Here is a 3,843-nt window from a genome sequence, read left to right on the forward strand (position 1 = left end):
TACCGGTGGGGTGTCATATTCAGATTGCATGAGTTTCTCCTTTTTGGCCTGCCTGATCACGGTGCTGGATATATGCACTCCAGTCGCGGCCGGCTAACTTGGCCCATGCCGCCGCGTTCCTATCGGTGATCCCGAGCAGCCCAGCAAGCACGGGTGCAGGAATTCTGGCTGCGAGGTGAAACATGGAAGCCTTTCGACTCTCGTACGGCTTAATCCCGATCACGGTAAGGTCCCGGCGGAACACCTCGGTAACGAGATGACGACCGGGCTGGCCCCCGGGGAAGAGCCATCCCGGATCGCTGGTCTCGACCAGCCTTTCTGCACGGGTAGTCAGGTAGTTCCGTAGTAGGTCGTCAAGAATGGGTGGCATTTCAATCGGGTCATTGGCGAAAGTGACCAACACGTCGGTTTCGGTGACATGGATCTGCTGAAGCCTCATTGCCACAATGCGATTGAGGGGTTGAGCAAACAGGAGGGTGAAGAGCCCGGCCAAACGAATATGAGCAGGATGGTGGTCCTCGTTCAGAAGTCGCTCGACATCGGACCAGTGTTGCTCAGTGCTGATAGTGACAGTTGCATTCGGCCACGGCTCACCAGACGCGGTCAAGTTTCTATTGACTCGAGTCTTTCTGGCCCAAGCGATGAATGAAGCAATCGTTTTGGTTCGGTTATAGCCGGGAGAGTTGCTGATGAGTTCTTCGAGGTCGACCTGTGTGGCATCTTCAATAGAGACTCCACGACGAGCTAGCAGCTCGCAGAATTCAATTGCTGCGCGAACCCGGATACGAGCAGAATTCGCAACCGCCTGCGTCAGTGTTCCGTTGCTCGCATGGCGGTGGAGGTTGCGCAGGATGTGCCATCGGGCATAGCTGTTGATGGTGAAGGCACACTCGGTTTCCAGTCTCGGGGCGATTTCGGTGTCGAGCCACGAGATGAAACGGTCAACATGTGGTTCCCACGGGCCGAGGATCCCGATCGAGACAAGCAGATTGCGCAGGTAGTCATTGGGCTTCGTCGGTGGCAATTGCCGGAAAGCAGTATGGCTGATAGACGACTGCCCGCAGGCCATTTGTCTCAGGAGATCGGTGCTCGCTTGGGACTGGGAGACCCAGCGTAGTGGGGTGCGCGGGTCAACTGAATTGATCCAGTAGTCAAGCAACGGTCGCAACTGTTGATTGAGGTGGCCTGTGGCTGGATCGGTCAGGAGCTCGGTGGCGCGGGTCGCCAGTGTGCACCGGGCGCACACCTTGCCATAAGGGTGAGATTCCTCCCCACAATTGGGACATTCAAAGAGCGGTGGTGCTCCCGCACAAGTGGTGCACACGGCTTGTTTACCCAATGGGAGAGCGAGCACACGGACCAGGCCGCAGGATGGGCATGGGGCTGGATGATTGCGACGGCGTTTCGTGCAAGGTCGACACATTTGCCATCCGGTGATGCGTTGGTCGATCGGTGTATCGGTGCGGCCACAGTCGATGCAAGGACTGAGACGGGTTTTCTGTGTCGACGAAGTCATGTCAGGTGAGACGTGTCGCCCAAGCTGACGACCTGTCGGTTATGGAAGAAATCGTCTTCCCTGAGAGTGGTGATGCTTCCGGAAGGCGCACGGAGATTGATGTATCCCAGCGATTCGAGTGGCATCTTGATCCAAGAGGCTACAACGAACGTGAGGGCGTATCCGTGCGTCACGATGACTTGGTGTTCTGTCGGGCTTGCCAAGATGTCGTCCATGGCGGCGTACACACGATGGGCGAAAACACGGTTTGGTTCCGCCCCCACTACGCCTTCGTCATGGTTCAGGCGATCACCTGTGCGCGGTGGCGGAATGAACCGACTGTCCAGCCATGATTGGGGCCTTCCTTCTCCTTCGCCATACGATTTCTCACGCAACCTACGATCCAGTACTGGCTGCGCCCGGAGTATCGCGGATATTTGGTCCGCTGTCTGAGCCGTGCGTTTCAGGTCCGAAGAGAACAAGTCGACTGTTGTATTTTCCGGAAGTTTCGACCGCAACGCTTGAGCAATCGCGACGGCGGCTTTGTGTCCGGCGAGTGTGAGTTCGGAGTCATGCCACCCACCGACCAAGTTTTCCACGTGGTGTGTTGCTTCGGGATGGGCGACGACGTGGATTGTGCGCATGTCCTGTGCCTTTCAGTTACGGGGAATGTGGGTCAAGGGGCGCTAGCAGTTACCTGACAGAGCGATAGCGTCCAGTCATAGGCCCTCTGGGCGTCGGACAGTGGATCGAACTGGCCGGAGGTCGCCGATGCCCGCAGTACCGCTGGGCGACTGCGGCGCTGGCTTTTGGTCATAATTCAGTTCGAGGAGGTCGTTGGGTGTGCAGTCCAAGATGTCGCAGAGCGCAGCGAGCAGCTCAACATTGATGCGTTGAGGGGTGCCAGTGACGACTTTGTGGATCATCTGCTTTGAGATATCGACGCCTCGTGCGGAAAGCGGTTCGACAAGGTCTGTGGTCTTGAACATGCCAGCAGAGGCCATGACCTGACGCAGATTCCACTGCAGAGAAACCTGCCGGCCTGGTGTCGGGAATTTGTTGCTTGCTGTATTCATTGTTGCCCTTCTTCGTTGTTGTAGACCCGGCGGAGAGCAGCCTGCAAAGTTTTGGTCTTGAAGTCGTTTGAAACTGAGGTGTAGATAGCAGTAGTCGAAGCATATGAGTGGCCGACTTGCTCGGTGACGAATCGTTCGGGGTAACCGAATTCGATGAGGTGGGTGACGTAAGAATGTCGAAGGCAGTGAAGCGTCAGTTCGTCTGGTAGCTCGGCTTCGCGCCGTAACCAGGCGAACCGTAGGTCCATGGTTCTCGGGTCAATGCGTCCGCCGCGTTCGGTTGGCCACAGTTCAACTCTTCTTTCAGCGTCGGTACCGAGGACCAGGGGTCGTGCTTGTTCGACCCACTGGGTCAGTCCAGTCACGACCCAATCGAACTCAGGGACTGTGTGAACTGTGCGTCGTCGAGGAACTCCTCCGCGGACAGCTTTGCCGTAACGGACGTGGACTGCTCCGTACGTTCCCCATTGAGGCATATCAGGACTGGGTCGCAGATCAGCAATGTCAAGCATGCAGACCTCGCGACGGCGTAGTCCATAGGCATAGATCGTTTTTACGATTTGGGAGTCGCGCAGCGCCGCCCACGCGCCTTTACGGCCCGAGGCTTTGACACGCTCGACTCGGGTATCGAGGAAGTCGAAGAGGTGCTGGATCTCGTCGTAAGTAAATGGACGGCGGCCCGGGCGTCCCTCGTAGTCGGTGGTGTGAGCGACTGTGTTGTAGTCGTGACAAACCTGCGACGGGATCTGATCGAATCGTTTCTGGCACTCTTCAATCCACCCGTAGCGGCCGTCGAGAAGATAGTCGCAAAACATACGAATCACAAAGTGATAGCCACGGATCGTTGATGGCGCAGCCTTCTTAGAACCCGACATCAACGACAGCGTGAAGTCTTCCATATCACCGGGGGTCCAGGACCAGGGGTGGGATCCTGCGAACTCGTTGAAGCGGTGGATCAACGAGATTCGACTGTCCACGGTTTGGTTACTTAAGGATCGGGATCGTAGTTGTCGCTGCCACCCAGCCACCATTGCGTTGAACACAGCTTCTGGTTCGTTAAGGTGGCGAACACCGGGTACGAGGACCAACTGGGCTGATCCAGGAACATCCATCATCAACACTCCAAATCGTCTATTTGAAGTAGAGATTAGCAACTTAAAGTAGAGATTGGAATAGACTGCTTGATGAGAAGCGCGTCGCGTTCTTCGTTCTGGAGCATTCGGTCGCCCAACGGGCTCCAGGGACGCAACTTTAAGTTTATTCGTGACCATA

4 protein-coding genes are annotated in these 3,843 nt (G+C 56.4%); all 4 read right to left on the reverse strand.

The annotated features are described in order from the left end of the window. Nucleotides 1-19: 19 nt before the first annotated feature. Nucleotides 20-1,069, reverse strand: coding sequence for a hypothetical protein (locus INT29_RS19765; protein ID WP_133067143.1), 1,050 nt, complete (start codon nt 1,067-1,069; stop codon nt 20-22). Between the two features lie 443 nt (nt 1,070-1,512). Further along, nucleotides 1,513-2,139 (reverse strand): histidine phosphatase family protein, encoded by a 627-nt coding sequence (locus INT29_RS19770; protein ID WP_096177845.1) that lies wholly within the window; start codon nt 2,137-2,139, stop codon nt 1,513-1,515. 75 nt (nt 2,140-2,214) lie between these two features. Beyond that, nucleotides 2,215-2,571: a helix-turn-helix domain-containing protein gene (locus tag INT29_RS19775; RefSeq protein ID WP_096177844.1), complete on the reverse strand. Its 357-nt coding sequence runs from the start codon at nt 2,569-2,571 to the stop codon at nt 2,215-2,217. Beyond that, complete coding sequence (locus tag INT29_RS19780; RefSeq protein ID WP_226830001.1) at nt 2,568-3,470, reverse strand: tyrosine-type recombinase/integrase; 903 nt, start codon at nt 3,468-3,470, stop codon at nt 2,568-2,570. Before INT29_RS19780 ends, INT29_RS19775 begins: the two co-directional genes overlap by 4 nt. Nucleotides 3,471-3,843: the final 373 nt, after the last annotated feature.

The organism is Brevibacterium sp. FME37, from assembly GCF_014897485.1.
In the GTDB taxonomy this organism is placed as follows: domain Bacteria; phylum Actinomycetota; class Actinomycetes; order Actinomycetales; family Brevibacteriaceae; genus Brevibacterium.

Bases quoted from the DNA above. Each gene is read 5' to 3' on its own strand.
- INT29_RS19765 (WP_133067143.1), bottom strand. From the start codon at position 1,069: ATGGCCTGCGGGCAGTCGTCTATCAGCCATACTGCTTTCCGGCAATTG.
- INT29_RS19770 (WP_096177845.1), bottom strand. From the start codon at position 2,139: ATGCGCACAATCCACGTCGTCGCCCATCCCGAAGCAACACACCACGTG.
- INT29_RS19775 (WP_096177844.1), bottom strand. From the start codon at position 2,571: ATGAATACAGCAAGCAACAAATTCCCGACACCAGGCCGGCAGGTTTCT.
- INT29_RS19780 (WP_226830001.1), bottom strand. From the start codon at position 3,470: ATGGAAGACTTCACGCTGTCGTTGATGTCGGGTTCTAAGAAGGCTGCG.